Source organism: Streptomyces phaeofaciens (assembly GCF_014648915.1).
Taxonomy (GTDB): domain Bacteria; phylum Actinomycetota; class Actinomycetes; order Streptomycetales; family Streptomycetaceae; genus Streptomyces; species Streptomyces phaeofaciens.
On sequence record NZ_BMSA01000060.1, the window covers coordinates 1 to 21,843 of the forward strand.

A 21,843-nucleotide genomic window follows, 5' to 3' on the forward strand; every position below is an offset into this window, starting at 1 on the left:
GCAGGCCTTCAGCCACGTCCCGCTGATCGACACCGCCCTGCGCCTGACGGCGTCCGCCGCCTACGGCAGGTGATCTTTGTGGAATCCTGCCTGCCATGTCGAAAATTCCGTTTGAGCGACGACGAGAACCGGGGGGCCTGCTGCTCTGAAGCGGGGGCTGGACTGGGCCGCCGAACGCTGGCGGTTCCCGATGTCGGACCGGTGCCGGTTCCGGGCAAGTCAGTGTGCGTCCGGTGCGCCAAGCAGGGTGCGCTGCCACTGGGCCGGATCCATCGCGGTCGCGGCGTCCGCGAGGCTGCGGGCGGAGCCGGTCTTCAGCGCGGCCCGGCACCTTTCGATCTTGCCGTCAGTGCGGTAGCCGATCGTCCGGTACTCCAGAGCCCGGTAGAGGCAGTCCAGCTTGTCGGCATCACGGGCACACCTGGCTTCGACGGTCTCACCGGCTTCGAACTCCTCGACTGCCGACGTCACGGCGCTGCCGACGGGCGGGTGCGTGCCGGCCACCTGGTCGGCAGTCACCTTGCGCGGATCGGCGGTCGTGACATAGCGGCGGGTGACCGGCGTCTGATCGCCGATACGGGTTTCGTGGAGGTCATGGAGTGCGCACAGCAAAGCGGTGCGGGCGGGATCGGCGCCCTCCATCGCGGCCAGCGCGACGCCGATGACGGTGGTGCGGTGGCTGTGCTCGGCGACGGTCTCGGTGGCAGCGACGGGAACGCCGTCGTAGGGCCAGCCGGTGCGCGTCTGGTTCCGCAGGGCGCCGGCCTCGAAGAGAAGCGCGGCTGTGGCGACAGTCTCGGCGTCGGTGGGCATGTGTTCGGGCACGTCGTTGCTCCTGGCGGTGCGTCAGTTCATCTGCTGGAGACGGTAGTGGACCGATTCGAGGTCGCGCCGCGATACCGGGAACAGAAGCCGGGCGTCGAGGAGTTCGACGGCCCGCTCTCGCAGCTGCCGGGCGGCGGCGGGGTCGGCCAGCGGCAGCCAGGGGTGGAGGTGGAGCAGGGTGTGGAGGGAGTGCACGTACAGGTCGACGGTGCCGGGCGCGTCGTGGAGCGAGCCGACCAGCTGCTGGAACAGGTGGACCGGGCTCCACGCGGTCGGGTCCGGCCGGTGGAGGAACCCGTCGTTCGGCTGGGTGGGCGGCATGGAGCCCAGCCAGTAGGCCCAGTAGGCGAGGTTCGCGAGTTCGCTGTGCTGGTCGCTGGCCAGAGCGTCGACGAAGTCGTGCAGGAGCACGGGGTCGCCCTGGCGGGCGGCGACCGTCGCGGCGGTGCGGGCCTCGATCCACCGCGGTGTGTAGTTGCGCAGGGCCAGGGCGGGGCGCATGGTGCGCAGCGCCTGCTCTGCCCAGTCCTCGGCGTCGGGGGCCGGGTCGTAGGACGCGAGATAGAGGCTCTGGCGGCGCAGGAGCAGCCCGTGCTCCCCTGCTCGGCCGGCGCTCTCCGCGGTCCCGCGCAGGTGGGTGAAGAAGTCTGCCCGGTCGGCGGCCGTGAGCTGGGGCCCGGCGGGGGCGGGGCCGCGGCGCGGTCGGGCAGCGCGTGTTTGCAGGGCGGGCGGGATGATGCCACGTACCGCCCAGGCGACCAGGTGTGCGGTCTCGCGGGACTGCACCCAGCCAGCCAGGGGGTGGCAGGCGAGATCGGCCGAAGGGCGCAGAACGGCGGTGAGGAGCCGGTCGGCGTCCATCGCGGCGTCCAGCCATCCGAGCAGGGTTCCATCGGCGCCGAGGCGCGCCAGGGTGCGGCGCAACTGCAGCATGTCCATCGTGCGGACGTTGCCGAGCGGCCGGCGTCCGCTCTCCCAGCCCTGGAGGGTGCCGAGGTCGATGCCCAGACGCTCGGCCAGGACGATCTGTGGGAGGGGGATGCTCTCGCGCAGCATCCGAAGGACGAACCCCGAGACCACGCCGATGTCCGCCCGGCTTCGGCTCCCGGTCCCCATCGCGGTTCCCTCCGATCGACCCCGGCTGCGCCCCGTGCCCGCCCGCGCGGGTAAACCCGTACTGGGAGTGAGTCCTCTTCAGAATGCAGACTTCCTAGGCTAGTTCGGCGAGCCGGACCGCAGCGGCGGTTCGAGGCATCGGCCGGGAGTGCCCGGCGCACTGCCGACCCCGCCCTACGCCCAACGGTCTGGGTGCCGTTACCCAACCCCGTGTTCCTGCTTCCGGTCCGTCGTGCTCATGCGGGCACCGACCGGACCGGTCGACTGTTCGAGAGGAGATCGACATGCAGTCTCCGCTGGATCAGGCGAACTCCGCCCCGCCCGGGTCCGCCGGACTCAGTGGGCCGACCTGGCTGGTGACTTCCGGTATCGCACCCGCGCGGTTCGACACGGCCCGCAGCCTGGAGATGCGCGGCCAGAGCATGGCCGCCGCCGGACGAGAAGACGCGGTCGCCCTCTACACCCAGGCACTCGAGCAGCACAGCAGCGTCAGTGCCGTGGACGCGGAGCGCGTCTGGCGGCGGCTGGAGGAGCCACGGTGAGCATCAAAGCCGTGGACTGCGTACGTCTCCTCGGCCACGCCAAGCGGCTACGTGGTCTTTCCGTCAGCCCGGATCGGACGGGCGCGTCCCGCAGAGCCCTGGTCGCCTGGCGCAACCCGCACAAAGGTCCTCGCCCAACCTGTCCGAGACCGCCATGGGTGAGCTGACGGTCACCCAGCTTCCGGGAGCAGCCGCATGAGCGGGTCGGCGTCGGTGCGCGACGCCTCGCAGAGGAATGGGGACCTCGAGCGGATCGTGCTGAATGAGCTCAAGTGGTCGATGTCGGGGTTCGCCAAGAGGATCCGCGAGTATTGCGCGGCTGCCGGCCATCCCAGGTCCGTGAGCACGAGCACGGTGTCTCGATGGTGCGCGGGGGCGCGGCCGGGTCCGGAACTGGCGGCAGCAGCGTGCTACGTCCTATCCCGGGCGTGCAAGCGCCAGGTGACCGCTGAGAGCCTGGGATGGCCCTCCGAGGACACGGACGTCGCCGAGCAGGCACTCCAGTACGGCGACCTGAGACACGCGGTGCGGATGCTGCGACGGCTGTGGCAGATGGACGCCGTGCCCAGGAGCGCGGCGGTGCGGAAGATGCCGTTCGCTTCGACGCCCTCCGCGGTCGAGGCGCTGGTCATGCTGCCCGACACGGAGATCGCCGGGCGCGGACAGCGGCAGGTGACCGTGGCGGACATCGAACTCCTGGACGCGCACACCGACCTGTACGGCAGGACGGACGCCCGGCACGGAGGCGGGCAGTTCCGCTCCGTGTTCGCCGCTTTCCTCGCCGCCCACGCCGTTCCGCTGCTCGAAGGGGGCTTCAACGCCAGGCGTGGCCGGCTGCTGTACGGCAGCGTCGCCGATGCGGTGCTTGCGCTGGCGAGCATGGCCTACGACGACCAGTTGCCGGGCCTGGCGCAGCGCTACGACCTGCAGGCGATGCGGCTGGCGCAGGCGATCGGGGATCGCGGCCGGCTGGCGCGCGGCTGCATTCACCAGGCCCGGCTAGCGGCGGTGCGGGGCGACGGCCGGGAGGTGCTGACCCATGCCCGCAGCGCGGTAGTCGCGGCGACGGGCGCACCGGCGCTGGTGCGGGCCTACGTTGCGGTGACGGAGGCGAGGGCGTGGGCCTACAACGGTGACGGCGTGCAGTGCCGGGCGGCGGTGGAGCGGGCGCGTGCCGCGTTCGACCGGGCCGGGCGCGGGTCGGACCCGCGGTGGCTGGCGTGGCTGGACCGTCCGGAGTTGGAGGGGCAGGCCGCGTGGGCGTTGGCGATGGCCGGGCTGGCCGAGGAGGGCGCGCAGGCTCTGAAGGTGGCGATGGGCCTGCCGCCGGAGCGTACTCGCGACAGCGTGGAACTGCTGATCACCGGTGCGGAGCTAGCGCGGCTGCGTGGGGACCGGGCGGAGTGGGAGGAGTCGCTGACGAAGGCGAAGACGGCCGCCCAGCGTCTCAAGAGTCGGCGCCTGGTGCGGCGCCTGACCGACGCTGCCGGGGGTGGACCGCTCCACGCCTTCTGACTCGAGGCTGGCCGGGTCGGTCGTGGACGGGCGACGGCGGAGCTGGGGTCAGAGGGCGTTGTCTTCCAGCCAGGTGAGCTTGGTGCGGACGTCGGCCGCGACGCGAGTCCGGGGTGCCTCGCCGGGGAGGGGGGTTCCGACGTGCAGGTAGCCGAGCAGCTGCTCGCCGTTGCGGACGCCGAGGTGTTTGCGGACTTGCGGCGCGTTCGGGTACGGGCCGCCGAACCAGACGCCGCCCCAGCCGCGGGTGTCGAGGAGCAGCAGCAGGGTGGTGACCATCGCGGACGTCGCGGCCAGTTGCTGCCAGCGCGGGATGGTCGGATGGTCGCGGGGTTGGAAGACGAGGGCGAGCATCAGCGGCGCGCGCAGGTGCTTGGCGGCGCTCCTCTCGGCCAGGTCGGCGGTGGGTGCGGCCTCGGCGGCGGCTTCACCAAGGCGGGCGCGGGCGTTGCCGCAGATCGCGATCAGGCGCCAGGGGCGCAGCTGCCCGTGGTCGGGCGCGGTGGCCGCGGCCGCCAGAAGGTCGAGGAGTTCGTCCGGACCTGGGGCGGGCTCGGTGAGGCGGATGGTGCTGCGCCGGGTGCGGATCGCCGTCTCGACGATGCCCGCGACTGCCCGTGCGGCGGGAACGGTGGTCATCGGGTCGCCCCCGGGCCTTCGGGCGGCACGGTGACCGGCTCGCCGGCGGCGGCCGGGGTGGTGAGGTCGGGGGCGTTGCGGGTGAGGCTGTCGAGCAGGGGCGCGGTGGCGGCGGTGGTCACGACGGCCATAAGGACCATGATCGTGAACAGGTTCGTGGAGATGACGCCGAGTTGGAGGCCGATGCCGAGGACGACGATCTCGGTGATTCCGCGGCAGTTCATCAGGGTGCCCATCAGCGCGGACCATCGCCAGTCGCAGCCGGCGAGCCGGGCTGCTCCGGCGGCGCCGACCCACTTGCCTGCCACGGCGACGGCCAGGACGAGTGCCGCCCAGCCCCACTGGCCGGCCGGGAGAGCGGCGAGGTCGGTGTGCAGGCCGATGTCGACGAAGAAGAGCGGCAGCAGTACGGGGACGACCACGGTCTGGAGGCGGGCGGCGCTTCGTTCTACGGCCGGTATCCCGCGCGGCACGGTCGCGCCGAGCAGGAACGCGCCGATCGCGGGGTGGACGCCGATCCGGTCGGTGGCCCACGCGGCCAGGAGCAGTCCGGCGACCAGCAGGACCTTCACCAGGTCGTCGGAGGTGCGGGAGGCGCGCTCTAGCGTCCGCTTCATAAGGGGGTGTGCCGCCGCGAGTGCGGCGGTGAGCGCGGCGGCCAGGGCGAGGGCGGTGAGCGCGTCCAGTGGGGAGCCGGCGGTGGCCAGGGAGGTGACGGCTATGAGCAGGCACCAGGCGAGGGCGTCGGCGGCGGCTGCGCAGGCGAGCGCGAAGGTGCCCAGGCGGGTGGTGGCCAGGCCCCGGTCGGTGAGGATCCGGGCGAGGACGGGGAAGGCCGTGATGGACAGCGCAGTGGCGATGAACAGGACGAAGGGGAGGCGTTGCACTCCGGGCGGTGCGAGGGCCGGGTACATCGCCAGCGCGAGGGCGGTGCCGAGCGCGAGGGGCAGCAGGATGCTGCCGGCGGCGACTGAGGCGACGGCGCGGCGGCTGGTGCGCAAGGCGGGCAGGTGGAGTTCGAGGCCGAGGCCGAAGAGGAAGACGAGCAGGGCGAGGTTGCCGAGTACGGAGGTGTAGGGCAGGACGGCGGGCGGCAGCAGGAGGTGCTGGATGCCGGGGGCGAGCCAGCCGAGGAGGGAGGGGCCGAGGAGGATGCCGACGGCTATCTCGCCGATGACGGGTGGCTGGCCGAGACGGCGGGCGGCCCAGCCGCCGGCCTGGCAGGCCAGCACCACGGCGGGGACGGCGAGGAGGACGAGCGAGAGGGGACTGGACAACGCTGGGATCCTCCGGGGTGGGTGGCGAGAGGCCGGCGGGCGTGGGCGAGCGTGGGCGAGCGGCTCGGCAGCCGGGACGGGGCGGGCCGGGTGCGGCGGCTCGGGGAAGGTGGGTGTCAGGTGCGCAGCAGGGGCAGAGTGGTGCAGCGCAGGGAGCCGGGGATGCGGGTGACCTCGCTGTAGTCGACGGTCAGGATCTCGAGCCCGCGGGCGGCCAGTGCGGCGGCGATCCTGTCGCTGCCGACGGCGACCACGGTCGTGGTGGGTGCGATGGCCAGGATGTTGACCTGGACCGCACGGGCCTCGGCGTCGGTGACCGGGACGAGGTCGTCAAAGTGGGTCTTGAACCAGCGGTTCTGGTCGGCGGTGAACGCTTCGCGGTGGATGAGGGCGGTGCCGGGTGCGACGACGGCGAGGTGGTCGTCGAGGTGGACGATTCCCTCGACCCCGAAGTGCACGGGGACGACCTCGCGGTCGATGCCGTGGCGGGTGAGGGCTTCCTGAAGGGCGGTCGCACCTTCGGGGCTGGTCTCCTCGCTCAGGCCGACGAGGACGCGGCCTGTGTCGGGGAGCAGGACGTCGCCGCCTTCGATCGTGCCGTGCGTGAGGTCGGCGGGTTGCACGCCGAGTGCGGGGTCGGTGAGGGCGTCGGTCTCGGGGAGTCGGTGCGTCGAGTTCAGGCGGGCCCGGAACAGGACGTGGTCGACAACGAAGGCGATGTCGCGGGGGTAGTGCTGGGCAGAGCAGCCCGGTGCCGTGGGGAGCAGGACCACATCGGTGCCGTGTTCGCGCAGCAGGGCGATGAGCTGGTCCTGCTGGGCGCGGACGGTGGCGGGGTTGTAGGGGGCCCAGGTGCTGGTGGCCTGCTGGCGGGCGAGGACCGGGTGGAGGTTGGGGCCGGCCAGGGAGCGGGTGAAGTCGCTGGCGTGGCGCATGGCGACGCGGTGGAGGGTTCCGTACTCGGTGGCGACGTGGGTGCGTGCGAGCACGGGTCCTCCGGGGTGTCGGTGCGGGGCGCGGCGCGGTGGTGTGCGGGGTGGAGGCGGTCCCGGCACGGCCCTATGGCGGGGTGCCTGCGGGGGCGGGCGCTGTCAGGTGCGCCCGTCCCCGCAGGAGTCCCGGGTCAGCTGGCCTGGGCAAGCCAGGGTGCGGCCTCGGCGAGCCGGTTCAGGTTGGTGGGGACCAGGGCCGGGTCGGTGTCGTGGTGGTCGAGGGCGGTGGCAAGGATGCCGATGGTCGTTTCGTCGCCATGGTCGCGGGCGGCGATGTGGCTGCCGCAGTGGGGACAGAAGCCGCGGGCGGTCTTGCCGGGGTGGGTGTCGAACCAGGTCGGCTCGGCGCCGGTCCACTCCAGCCCGGGCATCGGGAACCCGACCCACCACTGGAACGGCGCGCCGGAGCGCTTGGCACAGTGCTCGCAGCCGCAGATGTGCGGGTCGTCCACCGGGCCGGTGACGGTGAAGCGGACCTTCCCGCACAGGCAGCCGCCGGAGCGGACCTCGGGGTCGGAGCCTGTGGCGGCGACAGTCTCGGACATCAGTTCAAATCCCTTGCACGGTAAGCCAGTTGGGTCCACCAGTGTGCCATCGCGTTGAAGATCTGCAGGAAGCCCTCCAGGGCCTGCGGCAGGTCGAGGTGGAAGAGGTCACTCTGACGGATGAACCGGGCCAGGCCCTCGATGTGGGACTCTTCCACGCTCATGCCGCCGATCTGCGCGCCCTCGTGGTCCTCGTCGAGGTGGAGCCGGTAGTAGTAGTCCAGGTTCTGCAGCTCCGCGCTGCTGGCCTGGATGGTCAGCTCGCCGTACCGGTTGGTGATGTCGCGCAGGATCTCGGTCTCGGCGACGGCGACGCCCTCGGTGGCGTAGTAGCCGCCGGCGATGAGGCCGGTCATGTGGGAGTTCACGAGGACCTGGTGCTGGAGGACCAGCTTGGCGGTCTCGTCTGCGGGGACGTGGCCGTTGACGAGCAGGCCGAGATCGGCGAGCAGCGCGCGGGTGTAGAGGATGTAGTGGGCGGGGACCTTGCCGGGCTCGCCGCCCTCCTCCAGGAAGTTCCGGTCGAACTCGTGCCCGAGGGCCGGGCAGGATCCGTAGACGTGGGCGGCGGCCAGGCGGAGGAACTGGGCGTTGTGCCGGGCGAAGACGGCGAGCTCGGCGATGTACATGCGGGCCTGGGCCGCGGTGAGGGTGCCGGGGTCGACCAGGGCGCGGATTTGCCGGTAGATCGTGTCGATCATGGGCTTGAGGTGTTTGTCGACGAGGTCGTCGCCGCTGTCGCGGTTGCCCTGGAGGGTGGCGTGGATGTAGCCGCGGGTCTCCGGGTTCGCGTGCAGGTACGCCTCGACGAGGCTGGTGCCGTGCAGGGTGTCGAGCGTGGGCGCCGGTGCGGTGGTGGTCACTCGGTCTCCTCGGGCGTGATGGTGAGGGTCAGGCCGCCGGTGGCGCCGAGCGTGCGGATCGCGGCGATCACCTGCGGGTCGTCGGGGAGGGGGGTCGGGCCGGTGTTGAGGCGCTCGACCAGGTCGGAGGTGAGGACAGCGGAGTCGGCCGACGCCTCGCAGCCGCGCAGGAACGCCTGATCGCCGGTGACCATCAGCCGGTAGGGGGCGCGGACCGCGATGCTCGTGCCGGGCGTGAGACCGGCGGCGGCAAACGCCGCAGCGGCCTCATCGCGGGCGAAGTCGTTCTCGGTCTGCTGCCAGCCGCCGTTGCTCAGGACGGTGTACCAGCGCTGGTGGGCGTGCTGGGCGGCGGCGGCCTGCGCCTGCTCGGCGGCCGCGGCGAACGCGGCGGCGGTCACCGTGCCCAGGCGGCGCGCGAGCTCGTCGGGACCGGCGGTCAGCGGATGCATCGGGGACGGCTGGCCGGCATCGGTGTCCGGCTCGCTGACCAGCAGGGCGCCGAGCAGGTCGGGGGCGATCCAGCCCCGGGCGATCGCGGAATCGGGGAAGGTGTAGAGGGGGATGGCGACGGAGACGGAGAACTCGCTCTGCCGGCCGACGTGGAAGACGCGCTCGGGCAGGAACAGCGCGTCGCCGGGCTCCAGGGTGAAGTGCTCACCGTGCTCCAGCAGCCACGTGTAGTCGCCGTACAGGGGGTCGCTGCCGCCGGTGAGGTTGTGGTACTCCTCGGCCGGCCAGCAGTAGAAGTCCTTGATGCCGGGCCCGTGGTGGGTGAGGAAGGCGTTCTCGTAGCCCTCGTGGACGCCGAACGCGGTCCCGGAGTAGTTGCCGACGAAGGCGACCAGTTCGGCGCCCCCGGCCGGGAGACCCCAGCCGTCGATCAGCGCGCCGACGAACTCGCCCAGGCCGGCCGCCAGCGGCTCGCTGACGCTCTCCAGGGTGTTGAGGACCAGGCTGAACCGCTCGGCGCCCACCTGCTCCTGCATCCACGCGGTGAAGCCGTCCTCCGGCCAGTCGCTGGCGGCCAGCACCTTGTCCACCAGGTCGGGGCGGTGCTCCTCCCCCACGTACACCCGGGCGTTCGCGGTGATCTCCAGCCCGGCGGCGTGGGCGCGGCGGATGGCGGCGAAGCCGTCCAGGACGGCGGCCGCGTTCGCCGCGGAGGCGGGGACGACGCGCTTGAACAGGTGCGGGCGGGTCATGCCGGCGGTCGTCTCGGGCAGGGTGTCGGTCCAGAACGCGCGGGGCGGGGGCCACGCTCGGGTGCTGCTGCTCATGGCCGGGGTACTCCTTCGGTTCGGGCCGCACGGTGCGGCCGGAGGGGCTGGCACGGGTGCGGGCCGGGCGTCAGGCGGACAGGTAGTCCTCGAGGCCGCCGTCGCGGACGGTGTCGAGGGTGAAGCAGTGGTGCCCGCCGCCGAAGAGCCTGCGGTGGCGGTGGCGGACCGGGACGACGGTGAAGCCGCGCTGCTCCAGCAGCTCGATCAGCTCCGGGTAGAGGGAGTTGACGACCACCGTGTTCTCGTCGATCGACAGGACGTTGATGTCGATGTACCGGGACGCGGTGGGGATCACGAACCCGAACTCGGTGTAGTCCTGCTCGGCAACCGTGCTCGGCGGCGGGTAGATCGCTTCCCAGCCGTGCATCGCCTCCGGCAGGAACTGCAGGTAGTGCGGGGAGCGCAGCAGTATCAAGCCCGGGCGCAGCGGGACGACGATGGAGTCGACGTGGTTGTCGGCGATCCCCGGCAGCCGGTGCAGGCGCAGGCCGGGGAAGTTGCGGGTCAGCCACCGGTAGGCGAGCTCGTGGTTGTGGTTGGCGACGTTGACCAGCACGTCGCGGCCGAGCCGTACGCACTGGGCGCCGTCGAACACCATCTCCAGGCCCAGGCCGTCGATCGGCAGTGCGTCCTCGCCGGCCATCGCCGCGGTGACGTCGATGCCCTGCCGGTCGAAGTAGGCGGTGTCGAGGGAGCCGGCGGCGAGCGCGGGGCGAGGCATGGACAGCCAGTTCGCGCCCTGCTCGAAGTAGCGGACGAAGTGGGGCTTGAGGTGGTCGTTCTCGAAGACCCGGCCGCGGATGTGCGGGGCGGTCTCCACGATCGTCTCACCGAGGATGATCGCGTTGTCGCGGACGTTCAGGGGCGGCGTCGCGCCGCTGCTCCACCACGGCGATGACACCCGGACGTCCTTGCCCGCGGCACAGGGGCGCAGCACGCGCACCCCGCAGCCGGCCAGGGCGTCGGCGAAGGCGGCGACGTCCTCGTTCAGCTCGTCGACGATCTGCTGCGGGACCGACAGCTGGCGCTGTCCGGCGGCCAGGTGGGGGGCGACGTTCTCGAAGTAGAACAGCCTCCAGCTGATGTCGGCGTCGTGCTCGGTGTAGTGGTCGCCGCGGCCGACGACGACCTCGCGGAGCCGGGTGAAGTCGTCGAAGCTGTGCACGCCTGCGGCGGGCGGGGCGGGATGAGGCTGGGTCATGGGTGGCCGCCTCCTCGGCGGCGGATTCCGGAGCGGCCCGGGCGGGCACGGGGTGCCGCCCGGACGGCTCTGCGGCAGGCCGGTCGGTGGACAGGGAGAAGGGATCGGTCAGGCGGCTGTGCGCTCAGCGGCCACGGCTTGGGGTGCGGGCTGCGCGGTGAGGCGGGTGATGACGTCCTCGATCACGCACGGCACGCCGGGGGTGGAGCGGCGGCGGAAGAAGTAGCCGGAGCACCACGGCACCTCGTCCCAGCGCTCCAGGCGCTTGGAGAGGAGGGCGGCGGCTTCGGGCAGGCACCGCCAGGGGATTTTGGGGCACCAGTGGTGCACCGGGTGGAACATGTCGTCGAGGTGGCCGCCGAGCAGGTGCCGGGTGAGCCAGTGCGAGGACCAGCCGCGGGTCTGCAGCAACACATCGTCGCGATTCTCGATCAGCCCGGCATGGTTGCCGAGGTCGGTGATCCAGGTGACCACCGGCCGAACGAACACCAACGGGACCAGCCAGTACAGCAGCAGGTCGCCGAGGGCGCCGAAGGACCAGCACATGGTGGCGATGCCCGCCCACAGCACCGCGCGGGCGGCCGGCGCCCACCGGCTCTCCCGTGGACCGCGGGTCACCAGCACGTGAAGTGCCGACGTCGGCAGCCGCCACAGCGCGGACTTGACGATCACCCGCAGCACGAAGGCGGTCCGGCTCATCGGTGCCCGGACAGTGTGAAGACGCCCGGCCCGGTACGACTGGAACATCGGGTCGGCTCCGGTGCCCAGCTGCGCGTGGTGCACTCCGTGGGTGACCCGGTAGGGCCGAAGCCCCTCGCCGAGCATCCCCGTCAGCAAGTACCCCACCAGACGGTTGCCGCGCGCGGTGGCCAGCAGCTTCGCATGGACGCACTCGTGCGCCAGGTTCGACAGGTGCCGCTGGCGCACCCCGATGTACAGCACCGCCAGCAGCGGCCCGACGACGTGCCCGACCAAGGAGCCCACGAACGCCGCCAAGGCGACCGCGCCGACGTCGCACACGACGTCCCGCAGGCCGACACTCGGAGCGCCGCACAGGCCCTCCAACTCGCCAACCAACTCCGGCCCCAGCGCCTGCCGGACCGGACCGGACGCGCCGGTCGAATGCCTGCTGCGCTTTGGCGTCTTCTCACGCCGGCGTACCGACCACCGGCACCACCGGCTGGTCCTGCCCATCTGCTCTCCTCGGGACATCACTGGACTGGGCATTGGGCTTCCGTGAATCGCTGCCGGTGGGCGGGGCGCCCCGCCCACCGGCAGCGATAGTCAGCCGATCAGGACGATCGAGGTCAGGCGGCGACGCCCGGGCGCATGCCGAGCTTGACGGCCGCGTCGGGACGCATGCCGAGCTTGATGACGCCCGCGCCGGGGCGCATGCCCAGCTTGACGCCCGTACCCGGGCGCATACCGAGCTTCAGGTCCTGGTCCATGTGCTCTCCTCTCGGGCCGCGGGCATGCCGCGGCCACGCGTGGTGAAGGGGAAGGTCGAGCCAGAGATGAGCGCGGCTCGAAGGAGCCGGCCGGGCGCTACGCCGAGGGCGCTGGTGAAGCCATCGCGCCGAGTGGCCGTGCCATCACGCTAGGGCCGCACCAAGAGCAACGGCAACGGGTCGTGGCGTTGCGCCAGATGCGCCGGGGCGTTGCGTACCCGTTGCGTCCACCTTGTAGCTGACCTGGGGAGACACCCCTTCGGGCCGCCGATATCACGGCCACTGTCGTGCATCGGACCGCTCGGCGGGTGCGCGCGGTCTTCTGCGCCTCAGCGGCGTCCGGCTACGTTGAGGCGCTCCAAGGAGACCGCGCCGACCCAGCCGCGCAACTGGTCGCCAACTACTCACGTGCCCAGTCGAGTTGAGAGGGAACAGCCATGTCCGCGCTGTCCGGTCCCATCCGCGCCAAGGCCCACGTGCTGCACCGCCTGCGGGCCCTGCTGCACGACGAGGACTTCACCGAGCTGGTCACCCCCGTCGCCCGCCGCGCCGACCTCGGGCCCGGCCGCCGCGCGTCCGTCAGCCTTCACGAGGGCCGGTACCTGCGTGCCATGATCGGCCCGGCGCTGCGCGTCAACGTGATCACCGACCTCCCGCGGGTGTACGAGATCGGGCCGTGCTTCCGGCCCGAGCCGCCCGACGCCCTCCACGCCTCCGAGTTCACGATGCTCGACCTGTACGCCGCGCACCTCGGCTTCGAGGAGCTGATCGACCTCGCCTGGCGTCTGGTCGGCCCGCACCTGCCCTCCTACACCGCCGAGCGGCTCTCGATCGCCGGCCACGTCCGTGACGAGTTCGGCATTGACCTGCACACCGAGCCCGTCGGCGGCCTGCACCCGCGCATGGCCGCCCGGATCGGCGCCGATCCGGGCGAGCCGTTCCGCGACGTCCTCGGCCGCTACATCGCCCTCGAACTGGAGGCATGCACCACGGGCCGGGCGGTGTTCCTGACCGACTACCCGACCGGCGGTGACGAGCCGTGCGCCCGCCTGGCCCCAGGGACCAGCGCCGTCCTGGAGCGGTTCGAGCTGATCGTCGACGGCATCGAGCTCGTCCACGGCTACACCGACGAGACGGACGGGAAGGCGTTCACCGAACGGGCCAAGGCCGTCGGCCTCTACGACGACGAGCAGCGGCTCGCCCAGGAAGCCGTCGAGGCCGGACTCGTGCCCGCGGAGACCGCGGGCCTCGGCATCGGCATCGAGCGGCTGTGCGCCGCCTCCGCCGGACTGCGCGACATCACCCCGTTCCTTCAGTCCCCCCAGTTCTGACATCCGGCTCCCAGACCCCGGAGGCACGATGAACCTTGCGATCACCCCGCTGCCCGGCGGATTCGGCGCCCGCGTCGGAACCGACCTCGCCCGCCCGACCGGCCCCGCCACGGCGCACGCACTCACCGAGGCTCTGCACCGTCACCGCGTGCTCGTCCTGCCCGGCCAGCACCTCAACCACGCCGACCTGCTCGCCGCCGCCGGGTTGTTCGGCGCCGTCGACACCGCCACCGACCGCCGCTACACCGTCCCCGGCTTCCCCGGCCTCACTGTCGTGTCCAACATCCACCAGGACGGCACGCCGGTCGGCATCTACGACGGCGACCAGGAGGAGGAATGGCACGCCGACAACTCCTTCAAGCCCGAGCTGACCGCCGCCACCCTGCTGTACTCGGTCATCACCCCCGGCGAGGGCGGTGAGACACGCTTCGCCGACGCCACCCGCGCCTACGCCGACCTTCCGGCCGGCCTCCGGGTCCGAGTCGACGGTCTGAGGGCCGTCCACTCCGTCCAGCACCTCGCCAAGCAGCAAGGCGACGCTGCCGACGGCCGCTCCTCCACCCAGGCCGGCACCCTCACACAGCTGCCCGAGGTCACCCATCCACTCGCCCCCGCCCACCCCGCCACGGGTGCCCGCGCACTCCTGCTCGGCTCCATGGTCATCCCCCGCATAGAGGGACTGCCCGAGGCCGAAGGCCAGATGCTGCTGGCCGACCTCCTCGCCCACACCACCGGCCCCGAATACCTCTACACCCACCGCTGGAAGCAGAACGACCTGGTCGTCTGGGACAACCTCGCCGTCCTGCACACCGCCTCCCCCTGCGACAGCTCACGTCACCCGCGGCTGCTGGTACGCGCCGCCGTCCGCCAGCAGGCCCGCCGCCCGGGTACCCCCGACGGGGGAATCACCGCGGAGCCGCCCGCCTCCGGATCGAGCCGGCACTAGTGTCCTGCGCCAGTAGTTGATCGTTAGTAGTTGCGTGACTTCTGCTGTTGGTGCGTCAGTTCCTCGTCGGGGCCCGAAGCTGGAACCGTTGCTGCTGTCTGATGATGAGCGGGCGGCGTTGGAGCGATGGACACGTCGGGCGACTTCAGCCCAGGCGCTGGCTCTGCGGGCGCGGATCGTGCTGGCGTGCGCGGGGCCGGAGGTGCCGGCGATCGTCGCGGTCGCCCGGGAACTTCGGATGACTGCGGACACGGTCCGCAAGTGGCGGCGTCGTTTTCTCGCTGAGCGGCTGGACGGGCTGGTCGATGAGCCGCGGCCGGGCCGGCCGCCGACGATCAGCGTCGATCAGGTGGAAGCGGTCGTGGTCACCACGCTGGAACAGCTGCCGAAGAACGCCACTCACTGGTCGCGGACATCGATGGCCGAGCACAGTGGCCTGTCGAAGTCGACCGTGGGCCGGATCTGGCGACAGTTCCAGCTCAAGCCGCACCTGGCGGACACGTTCAAGCTGTCGACCGACCCGTTCTTCGTGGAGAAGGTCTACGACGTCGTGGGTTTGTACTTCAACCCGCCGGAGGGGGCGGTGGTGTTGTCGGTGGACGAGAAGTCGCAGATCCAGGCCCTGGATCGGTCCCAGCCGGTGCTGCCGATAATGCCGGGCATGCCCGAGAGGCGCACCCACGACTATGTGTGCAACGGCCTGACCACCCTGTTCGCCGCCTTCGATGTCGCCACCGGACAGGTCATCACGGCCCTGCACCGTCGGCACCGGGCGATGGAGTTCAAGAAGTTCCTGATCAGGATCGACAAGGAGGTGCCCGCGCACCTGCAGATCCATTTGATCGTGGACAATTACGGCACCCACAAAACACCGGCGATCAAGGCCTGGCTCGCCAGACATCCCCGGTTCGAGCTGCACTTCACCCCGACCGGCTCGTCCTGGATCAACCAGGTCGAGCGGTGGTTCGGCTACCTTGCGCACCAGATGATCCGCCGAGGCGCACACAAGAACATCCAGGCACTGGAAGCCGACATCCGCGCGTGGGTCAAGAACTGGAACGAAGACCCCAAGCCCTTCATCTGGACCAAGACCGCCGAAGAGATCCTCGACTCCCTCGCCCGCTTCTGCCGACGGATCTCCGGCGCAGGACACTAAGGTGGTCAAATGAGTTCCCAAGTGCCCATGAAAGAGCGGGCATTGAACCCCGACCGGATCGCCCGGATCGGGCGTGAGATGCAGGCAGCCTGCCCCGGCTTCGACGCCGCCTCATTCATCGCACAGGTCACCGCCGACCTCCCCCGCCTGGAACTCAAGGCCCGCATCGCCCGCACCGCCGAGGGCCTGCATCAGCATCTGCCCGTCACCGGACGGGCAGCCCTCGACATCCTGCTGCGCTCCCTGCCGGCCACTCCGGAGGCCGCCAGCGCGGAAACCGACTTCGGCCTGTACATCTACGCGCCGCACTCCGCCTACGTCGCCGCCCACCACCTCCACCCGGACCACCTCGACCAGGCCTTCGCCGCGCTCGCCGCCCTCACCCCGTACTTCTCCGCCGAGGACGCCGTCCGCACCTTCCTCCACACCTACCCCCAACAGACACTGAAGATCGCCGCCACATGGGCCGCCGCCTCCGACCACCGGGTAAGGCGCCTGGCCAGCGAGGCCCTCCGCCCCCACCTGCCCTGGTCCGTCCGCACCGGCCTGCCCGTCAACACCGCTCTTCCGCTGCTCGACCTGCTGTACGCCGACAGCAGCCGCTTCGTGACCACGTCGGTCGCCAACCACCTGCGGGACATCGCCCGCACCGAACCCGAACTCGTCCTCGCCACCCTGACCAGGTGGCGCACCGAAGGACGAGCCGCGGACGCCGAACTCGCCTTCATCACCCGCGAGGCACTCAAGGCCCGGCTCAAGGCCGGCTGGGCACCCGCCTACACCCTGACCGGCTACAACCCTCAAGCGGCCATCAGTGTCAGCCCCCTCCGGCTGACCCATACCGAGTTCCGGCTCGGCGACGGCCTTGCCTTCGAAGCCGACCTCACCGCCTCCACCGACACCCCGGTGCACGTCATGTACGTCCTGACCCGCACCGACCCCGGCACCACGACAGGGGAGAAGGTCGCCCACCTCACCCGGGCCACCGTCAAGGCGGGCACACCCCTGCACCTGGCCAAGAACCACCCCCTGAGGTCCACCGGCACTGCCGCCCTCACCCCGGGCAGCTACCACCTCGCCCTCCAGGTCAACGGACGCCGCCACCCCCCGGCACTACTCCACATCACCAACCGCCAGGCCTGACCAGGACGGCTCCGCCGAGCGGACGCGCCCCAGGCAGCCTTGTATCTCCTGCTGGCCCAGCACAGCCTGAACGAGGAGTCAGCATGATTGACGGCTGGAGTACGGTCTCGTCGACCGTCCAGTACGCGGGAGTCCGGGTGGTGGTACGCCGCGACTCGGTCCGGCGCACCGACCAGAGTCTGGGAAACTACGAGTACACCGAGTCGGTCGACGGCGTGCGCGTCGTAGCCCTCGACGACCGGGGCCGGATCGCCCTGGTGGAGGAGAACGTCTACGTGTGCGGTCAGCGGCTGCTGATGTGTCCCGGTGGCGGATGCGAGAGCGGCGAGGACCCGCGGGCGGCTGCACGCCGGGAACTGGCTGAGGAGGCCGGCATCCGAGCCGCCGAGGTCGATCTGCTGACGATGATGTGGCGGATGCCCGCTGGCGCGCGTACCCGCGAGCACCTGTACCTTGCCCGAGGTCTGAGCATCGGCGAGCACCACCGGGACGCGAGTGAGGCCGACATGGAGCTGCACTGGGTCGCGTTGAAGCCCTGTTGACCGAACTAAAACGGGAGTTTTCGCAGGTCAGTGACCTGTGCTGCGGTGGTGCGTTAGTGCGGCCATGAGGGATGAACGTGTGGCCGTACGTGATCCTGTGTCCTTGGTCGTGCCGCTTGTCGGCCGGCTTGAGGAGACAGGTCGGGCCAGTGAGCCGTACCAACTGATCAATCCTGCCGGAGCCGTAGAGGAGCCGGTCGCGTTGTACTTCGCGGAGATGCAGGCCGCACAGCGGCCTGCGAAGACGATCCGCTCGTACGGGATGGACTTGTTGCGCTGGTACCGGTTCTTGTGGGCGGTCGGTGTCGAGTGGGACCGGGCAGAGCGAGCCGATGCCCGGGACTTCGCCCGCTGGTTGCGTCTCGTGGACAAGCCGGTGCGTGTGCACTGGAGGCACGTCGGCGACGCTTCGCGTGCCGCAGGTGTCGTGCCGGTCATTCCAGGAGCAGTGCGGGCGGGAGCAGGCGAGGTCAATCCGGTCACGGGAAAGCCGTCGCCGGGCCGGAAGTTCGCCGCGAGTACCCGCGCTCACAACGAGACCGTGGTACGCACCTTCTACGACTTCCACCTCGAAGCGGGCAACGGGCCGATCATCAACCCGTTTCCGCTGCACCGCTCCCGGGCCTCCGGCCGTGCGCATGCGCACCACAACCCGATGGAGGAGTTCCGCAAGGAGCGCGTTGGCCGCTACCGGCCGACCGTGCCCAAACGCATCCCGCGGCGCATCCCAGATGAGAAGTTCAACGAGTTGTTCGCGGGGCTGCGGTCCCACCGCGACCGGGCCCTGCTCGCATTCTGGGTGTCGAGCGGCGTGCGCTCGGAGGAACTGCTCACCTGCCGCGAATACGATCCGATCCCGGGTGACCAGGTCATCTCGGTGATCCGCAAGGGCACCCGGGATCAGCAGTTGGTGCCCGCCTCGCCGGATGCCTTCGTGTGGCTGCGGCTCTACCAGGAGGAAGCCTGGGCAAAGGGTGTCCCGCGTGGTCGGCGCTTTCCGTTGTGGTGGACGCTGCGTCGACCATGGCGACCCTTGGGCTACGCCGCAGCCCGGGCCATGTTCGACCGTGCGAATGAGCTGCTCGGAGCCAACTGGACGCTGCACGACCTTCGGCATACGGCCTCGTACCGGATGGCGGAAGACCCGAAGCTGGCTCTCACCGATGTGCAGTGGGTCCTCGCTCATGCCCGGCTCAGCACCACTCAGGTGTACCTGACGCCCAGCCCCGACGAGGTGATCGCCAAGGTCAGAGGCCACCACGTTCGCCGAGCCCGCGAAGCGGCACGTCCCACACCGGTACCGCCGGCGGACGGCTACAGCCCGGCGGCCCTGGATGTGCTGTTTGGAGGACTCCGGTGAACGCCACGACCACTGCGCCGACGAGAGCGGCCACATCCATTCCATGCGCTCGGGCCCTAAGCGGGCAGAGCGTGATCGAGCTGCGCGGGCGTTTCCCCGCGAGGACAAGTGCTGGCTCCTGGGCGGGCACCCTGCGGAGCAACTCCGAGGTCTTGGATGTGCTGAGTCAACCGCCGTTTCGCCATACGTACAAAGATCGGCATCGGGTTCGTGGAGCAGAGCACCTGCTGGGCTGGCTGGCCACCTTCCCGGGCAGCTCGTGGCAGGAACGATGGCAGGCCAGTGACGTGGAGTCGGTTGGAGACCGAAGGTGGATGGATCGCCCTGTCTCATGGCTGGCCTCCCGAGGCCGAGCGGCCGCTCATGACCGGACCGACATGGCTGGCGGGATGCTGGCCCTGATCTGTGCCGACGTGATCCGGCCCGGCATGCGCTGGATCTTCCAGCATGGCTCGACCCATCTCACGCTGGCGATGGAGCGCTGCCGCGACCCGGAGGGGATCACCCGGATGCGAGAGGCCATCGTGGATCGCACGGTGCGGCCAGCGCTCGGCGGGCGGGCCCTCCACAAGGTGTCCGTCATCATGGCGAACAAGGGCGGCTTGCTGGGCGACATCACGGTGGGGGACTGCGTCGAGGTGGTCGACGTGCAAGGGACAGTGCAATGCCAGACGTACGCCGCTTCCCTGTTCTACGAGGTGCTCCATGGACTCGGCCAGTTCCCTGCTGACGCGCCGGCCACCATCCGTCCGTTCCGCAGTGCCCGCGGCCAGCTCACCATTGACCAGCTCGTCGATCGCTACCGCATCGCCTGCACGCCCGTGCGTGATCTCTTGGTTGACTACCTCAAAGAACGCCAGCCCGCGCTCGACTACTCCACCATGCGCCACCTGGCTCGAGTCCTCGCCAGCTACTTCTGGCGCGACCTGGAACTGCACCATCCGGGCATCGACCACCTGCGCCTGAGCCCGCAAGCGGCACGCGCCTGGAAGGACCGCGCCCGCTACAAGACCACCACCGTCAAACTGCCCGACGGAAGCGTCCACGAGGGCAAGGCCCTGCGGACCAACTACAAGTCGGACATGCTCCTGGTCCGCGCCTTCTACCTCGACATCGCCCAGTGGGCTGTGGAAGACCCTGCCCGCTGGGCACGCTGGAGCGCGCCGTGCCCGATCAGCCAGGCCGATGTGGACCGCCGCAAGGAGGCTCGCCACACCAAGGCTCGCATGGACCAACGCACCCGTGAACGCCTGCCTGTCCTGCCTCGCTTGGTGTCCGGCGCCAACCAGCGCCGTCAGACCGCCGCCGCCCGACTCGAGGCGCTCATCGCCACCGCCGAAGGCGAGTACTTCACCGTCCTCGGCGAGACCTTCCGCCGCGTCCCACTGCGAAACCGGACCGGCAGTACCTGGGCCCAGGGCCTGGACGGCAGCAAGCGACGCAACCTGGCCCTGGAGGAGCATGAAGCCTTCTGGGGCTGGGCCGCCGTGGAGGTGCTGCGGCACACCGGCATCCGCATTGAGGAACTCGGCGAACTCAGCCACCACAGCATTACTCAATACCGGCTGCCCAGCACTGGCGAGATCGTCCCGCTGCTGCAGATCGCGCCGTCCAAGACCGACGAGGAACGCCTGCTGCTTGTCTCGCCCGAGCTGGCCGACGTGCTTGGCATCATCGTCTGCCGCGTCCGCGACGCCTCCGGAGCCATCCCACTGGTTACCTCCTACGACAACAACGAGCAGGTCTGGAACGCGCCGATGGCGCTGCTCTTCCAGCGGACCTTCGCCGGCGAGCGTCGCCCGGTGCGGGACGTGGTGCTCCGCACACTCCTCAATGCCACCTTCCTCTCGGTCGGTCTCCTGGACGATACGGGTAGGTCGTTGCGTTACACCCCGCACGATTTCCGTCGGCTGTTCGTCACCGACACCGTTATGAGCGGCCTGCCTCCGCACATCGCCCAGGTCATTTGTGGCCACAAGGACATCAACACGACCATGGGTTACAAGGCGATTTACCCGGCCGAAGCCATTGAGGCCCACCGGGCATTCATCGCCCGGCGCCGTAGCCTGCGCCCGGGGAACGAATACCGCACCCCTACTGCGCAGGAATGGGACTCCTTCCTCGCTCACTTTGAGAAGCGCAAGCTCTCCGTCGGCACCTGTGCACGCGCCTTCGGAACTCCGTGCATCCATGAGCACGCTTGTGTGCGATGCGCGATGCTCCGACCCGATCCGGACCAGCGCGGGCGGCTCGTGGAGATCCGCGACAACCTCCTTGCCCGCATTGCCGAAGCTGAGCGCGAAGGGTGGCTCGGTGAAGTCGAGGGACTGCAGGTCAGCCTTGTCGGCGCCAACGACAAGCTCACGCAGCTCGAAGCCGAGACACAGCGGGTCCGGACGGTCGTCGACTTGGGCATGCCCAGCCTGCGGCAACTCACAGTCCGAACCAGTGAGACCACCGGACCCGCGGCGCCAAGCTGACCGAGCTCGCCGGCATGACCTGCCAGATTGACCTTGGCATGCCGGCCATCCCACCTCGCCGCCCACCAGCCCCACGCTGAAGGCGCCCATCGTGCGGTACGAGCCCAACGAGCTGTTCACCTCTATGGCCTGCCCCCACTGCCACATACCGGGCGGGGCCTCACCAGAGCCTGTCATCCACATCAATCTGTGCAAGGTCATCGCCCAGGGCCTCGGCAAAGTGGCGAATCGTTCACTTGGTCATGGTCTGCGGTGCGGGGGCCGGTCCGGACGTGAAGCAGGCACGGAGTTCCAAGATCATGGAGCTCTCTATGCCCCGCGATCCCGCTGTCTGATCCCGCCCGCCCTCGACCGCTCCGCGACCATCCGCCGACCGGGCCAGGCGAGCCTCCTGGCCTGCTGGAACGACTGGCCGAGGTACCCGATCCGCGTGAGTCCCGCGGGGTGCGCCACGCCTTGACGTACGTGCTCGCGCTGGCCGCCACCGCCGTGTCGGCCGGAGCGACCTCGCTGCTGGCGATCAGCGAGTGGGTCGCCGACGCTCCGCCCGAAGTCCTCGGTTCACTCGACGCCCGGCGCGGTCCACTGAGCTTCTTCGATGTGGCCACCGACCGGGTGACGGTCCGTGAGGCGCAACGA

20 protein-coding genes and 1 pseudogene are annotated in these 21,843 nt (G+C 70.4%); 10 read left to right on the forward strand and 11 right to left on the reverse strand.

The window, feature by feature from the left end; genetic code table 11:
• Positions 1–219: 219 nt before the first annotated feature.
• Together IE275_RS44480 and IE275_RS44485 are read right to left on the reverse strand one after the other, a co-directional pair.
• A complete protein-coding gene (locus IE275_RS44480) occupies positions 220–825 on the reverse strand; it encodes an HD domain-containing protein (protein ID WP_229871349.1) in 606 nt (201 codons plus the stop codon).
• Between the two features lie 21 nt (positions 826–846).
• Positions 847–1,941 carry a helix-turn-helix domain-containing protein gene (locus IE275_RS44485; protein WP_229871352.1) on the reverse strand — a complete coding sequence of 365 codons (1,095 nt, stop codon included), beginning with the start codon at positions 1,939–1,941 and terminating at the stop codon, positions 847–849.
• 284 nt (positions 1,942–2,225) lie between these two features.
• On the opposite strand from IE275_RS44485, the gene IE275_RS44490 reads away from it, so the two are divergent.
• Together IE275_RS44490 and IE275_RS44495 are read left to right on the forward strand one after the other, a co-directional pair.
• Positions 2,226–2,483, forward strand: a complete 258-nt coding sequence (locus IE275_RS44490) for a hypothetical protein (RefSeq protein ID WP_189718410.1) — start codon at positions 2,226–2,228, stop codon at positions 2,481–2,483.
• Positions 2,484–2,678: 195 nt separating this feature from the next.
• Positions 2,679–3,998: an NsdA family TPR-like regulatory protein gene (locus IE275_RS44495; protein ID WP_487248115.1), complete on the forward strand. Its 1,320-nt coding sequence runs from the start codon at positions 2,679–2,681 to the stop codon at positions 3,996–3,998.
• 48 nt (positions 3,999–4,046) lie between these two features.
• Here the strand turns inward: IE275_RS44495 and IE275_RS44500 are convergent, their stop codons facing one another.
• The 9 genes from IE275_RS44500 to IE275_RS44540 all read right to left on the reverse strand — a co-directional run bounded on the left by IE275_RS44500 (position 4,047) and on the right by IE275_RS44540 (position 12,246).
• On the reverse strand, positions 4,047–4,637 hold the full coding sequence (locus IE275_RS44500; protein ID WP_189718411.1) for a nitroreductase family protein: 591 nt from the start codon (positions 4,635–4,637) through the stop codon (positions 4,047–4,049).
• A complete protein-coding gene (locus IE275_RS44505; RefSeq protein ID WP_189718412.1) occupies positions 4,634–5,914 on the reverse strand; it encodes a cation:proton antiporter in 1,281 nt (426 codons plus the stop codon). Before IE275_RS44505 ends, IE275_RS44500 begins: the two co-directional genes overlap by 4 nt.
• Before the next feature lie 116 nt (positions 5,915–6,030).
• Positions 6,031–6,903, reverse strand: a complete 873-nt coding sequence (locus IE275_RS44510) for a dimethylarginine dimethylaminohydrolase family protein (protein ID WP_268255370.1) — start codon at positions 6,901–6,903, stop codon at positions 6,031–6,033.
• Between the two features lie 134 nt (positions 6,904–7,037).
• On the reverse strand, positions 7,038–7,451 hold the full coding sequence (locus tag IE275_RS44515) for a GFA family protein (RefSeq protein ID WP_189718413.1): 414 nt from the start codon (positions 7,449–7,451) through the stop codon (positions 7,038–7,040).
• Positions 7,451–8,314 carry a DUF3865 domain-containing protein gene (locus tag IE275_RS44520; protein ID WP_229871357.1) on the reverse strand — a complete coding sequence of 288 codons (864 nt, stop codon included), beginning with the start codon at positions 8,312–8,314 and terminating at the stop codon, positions 7,451–7,453. Before IE275_RS44520 ends, IE275_RS44515 begins: the two co-directional genes overlap by 1 nt.
• The gene (locus IE275_RS44525) at positions 8,311–9,594 is read right to left on the reverse strand and encodes a cupin domain-containing protein (RefSeq protein ID WP_189718414.1); all 1,284 of its coding nucleotides are present in this window, start codon (positions 9,592–9,594) and stop codon (positions 8,311–8,313) included. The genes IE275_RS44520 and IE275_RS44525 overlap by 4 nt, the downstream gene beginning before the upstream one ends.
• A 70-nt stretch (positions 9,595–9,664) precedes the next feature.
• The gene (locus IE275_RS44530; RefSeq protein ID WP_189718415.1) at positions 9,665–10,798 is read right to left on the reverse strand and encodes an inosamine-phosphate amidinotransferase 1; all 1,134 of its coding nucleotides are present in this window, start codon (positions 10,796–10,798) and stop codon (positions 9,665–9,667) included.
• A 108-nt stretch (positions 10,799–10,906) separates the two neighbouring features.
• The gene (locus tag IE275_RS44535; RefSeq protein ID WP_189718416.1) at positions 10,907–11,992 is read right to left on the reverse strand and encodes a fatty acid desaturase family protein; all 1,086 of its coding nucleotides are present in this window, start codon (positions 11,990–11,992) and stop codon (positions 10,907–10,909) included.
• Positions 11,993–12,105: 113 nt separating this feature from the next.
• A complete protein-coding gene (locus IE275_RS44540; RefSeq protein ID WP_189718417.1) occupies positions 12,106–12,246 on the reverse strand; it encodes a hypothetical protein in 141 nt (46 codons plus the stop codon).
• 437 nt (positions 12,247–12,683) lie between these two features.
• Here IE275_RS44540 and IE275_RS44545 point away from each other — a divergent pair, with 437 nt between their 5' ends.
• From IE275_RS44545 to IE275_RS47460, 8 genes and pseudogenes are all read left to right on the forward strand, one after another.
• Positions 12,684–13,577 carry an amino acid--tRNA ligase-related protein gene (locus IE275_RS44545; RefSeq protein WP_229871359.1) on the forward strand — a complete coding sequence of 298 codons (894 nt, stop codon included), beginning with the start codon at positions 12,684–12,686 and terminating at the stop codon, positions 13,575–13,577.
• Between the two features lie 28 nt (positions 13,578–13,605).
• Positions 13,606–14,523 carry a TauD/TfdA dioxygenase family protein gene (locus IE275_RS44550; protein ID WP_189718418.1) on the forward strand — a complete coding sequence of 306 codons (918 nt, stop codon included), beginning with the start codon at positions 13,606–13,608 and terminating at the stop codon, positions 14,521–14,523.
• A 34-nt stretch (positions 14,524–14,557) separates the two neighbouring features.
• Entirely contained in the window at positions 14,558–15,679 is a 1,122-nt protein-coding gene (locus tag IE275_RS44555) for an IS630 family transposase (protein ID WP_189718419.1), read from the forward strand.
• Between the two features lie 9 nt (positions 15,680–15,688).
• Positions 15,689–16,822, forward strand: coding sequence for a YhaZ family DNA alkylation repair protein (locus IE275_RS44560; RefSeq protein ID WP_189718420.1), 1,134 nt, complete (start codon positions 15,689–15,691; stop codon positions 16,820–16,822).
• A gap of 83 nt (positions 16,823–16,905) precedes the next feature.
• Positions 16,906–17,364 carry an NUDIX domain-containing protein gene (locus IE275_RS44565; RefSeq protein WP_189718421.1) on the forward strand — a complete coding sequence of 153 codons (459 nt, stop codon included), beginning with the start codon at positions 16,906–16,908 and terminating at the stop codon, positions 17,362–17,364.
• A gap of 109 nt (positions 17,365–17,473) precedes the next feature.
• Positions 17,474–18,724 carry a tyrosine-type recombinase/integrase gene (locus tag IE275_RS44570; protein ID WP_229871365.1) on the forward strand — a complete coding sequence of 417 codons (1,251 nt, stop codon included), beginning with the start codon at positions 17,474–17,476 and terminating at the stop codon, positions 18,722–18,724.
• Positions 18,725–19,113: 389 nt separating this feature from the next.
• Entirely contained in the window at positions 19,114–21,204 is a 2,091-nt protein-coding gene (locus IE275_RS44575) for a tyrosine-type recombinase/integrase (protein WP_229871362.1), read from the forward strand.
• 456 nt (positions 21,205–21,660) lie between these two features.
• A pseudogene (locus IE275_RS47460) lies at positions 21,661–21,843 on the forward strand (ISAs1 family transposase); the annotation flags it as partial.